Source organism: Kitasatospora sp. NPDC094028, assembly GCF_049543595.1.
Classification (GTDB): Bacteria; Actinomycetota; Actinomycetes; order Streptomycetales; family Streptomycetaceae; genus Kitasatospora.
Window position 1 is genome coordinate 1 of record NZ_JBMVFA010000101.1, and the last position, 1,346, is coordinate 1,346.

At 66.5% G+C, this 1,346-nt stretch carries 2 protein-coding genes and 1 pseudogene; all 3 read left to right on the plus strand.

Translation table 11 applies throughout. The features are described from left to right. A partial coding sequence (locus tag ACPC54_RS42055) for a DUF3152 domain-containing protein (RefSeq protein ID WP_498973032.1) occupies positions 1–653 on the plus strand: 653 nt, incomplete at its 5' end. A gap of 56 nt (positions 654–709) precedes the next feature. Further along, positions 710–805, plus strand: a complete 96-nt coding sequence (locus ACPC54_RS42060; RefSeq protein WP_310738795.1) for an Ms4533A family Cys-rich leader peptide — start codon at positions 710–712, stop codon at positions 803–805. Positions 806–983: 178 nt separating this feature from the next. Then, a pseudogene (locus tag ACPC54_RS42065) lies at positions 984–1,346 on the plus strand (ABC transporter substrate-binding protein); the annotation flags it as partial.

Sequence of the window (1,346 nt, forward strand, 5' to 3'; positions counted from 1 at the left end):
ACCAGGGCGCCGGTGCGCAGGCCGGGTCCGCCGCGAAACCGAACGCGGCGCCGTTGACGTACGAGCAGAAGATGGACCGCACGTACCCGCTGAGCGCCACTCTGAAGGCGTCCGGGGCGTTCGGCACCGTCCCCGGCTTCGACAAGGCGCCCGGTACCGGCCAGAAGTACCGCTACCGGGTGGACATCGAGCAGGGACTCGGCCTGGACGGCGCGCTGTTCGCCGAGGCCGTGCAGAAGACGCTGAATGACGACCGGAGTTGGGGGCACGGCGGCACCCGTACCTTCGAGCGGGTCTCCTCCGGCAAACCCGACTTCGTGATCACCCTGGCCAGCCCCGGCACCACCGCCACCTGGTGCGCCAAGTCCGGCCTGGACACCACCGAGGACAACGTCTCCTGCGACTCGGCCGCCACCCAGCGCGTGATGATCAATGCGTACCGGTGGGCTCAAGGTAGCAAGACATATGGCGACAAAATCCATATGTACCGGCAAATGTTGATCAACCATGAAGTCGGCCACCGGCTCGGCCATAACCACGTCACCTGCGAGAAGAGCGGCGAACTGGCGCCGGTCATGCAGCAGCAGACCAAGTTCCTCGACCACGACGGGATCCACTGTCTGCCCAACGCCTGGCCCTATCCCAGGAGTTGACGACCTGCGCTTATGTCACATTGACATGAGCCGCGAGTTCGTTCATATTTCTGCGCATGTGGTCCAGTCATGCCGTCTCCTTCAGCGCCGCCATCGAGCTGGCGCTGATCGGCGTGACCGCGCTCTGCGTGGCCGACATCCACTGTCGCTGACGCCGCCCCTCTGGCGTTCGCGGCGCGACCTTTTCCTTTTCCCCTCCGTGGCCCCGGTCACGGATTTTTCGACGACCCGACGCCGGGGCCGACGTCTGTCCAGAGACATCTCACTCCTCGTCTCTTTGTCTCACTCTTCGAGAAACCCTCGAATCTTCCCCGAGAGGTCGTCATTCCGATGCGTCAACCGTCCGTCATAGCGCGCCGCGTGGCAGCGGCATCCGTCAGCCTGGTCGTGGCCGCGGGCGCCGCCGCCTGCGGTCCGAAGGACAGCGGTGCGAAGGGCTCCGGTGGCGACGTGACGCCCCACAAGGGCGGCACGCTCACGGTCCTGAACGCCGAGCCGCAGACCGATTTCGACCCCGCGCGGCTGTACACCTCCGGCGGCGGAAACGTCCCCTCGCTGGTCTTCCGCACCCTGACCACGCGCAACCGGGCGAACGGCGCGGCCGGCGCCAAGGTCGTGCCGGACCTCGCCACCGACACCGGGCGTCCCAACAAGGACGCGACCGTGTGGACGTACACCCTGAAGAAGGGCCTG

Excerpts from the sequence above, each read along its gene's own strand:
- ACPC54_RS42060 (WP_310738795.1), top strand. The coding sequence starts at position 710 with ATGTGGTCCAGTCATGCCGTCTCCTTCAGCGCCGCCATCGAGCTGGCG.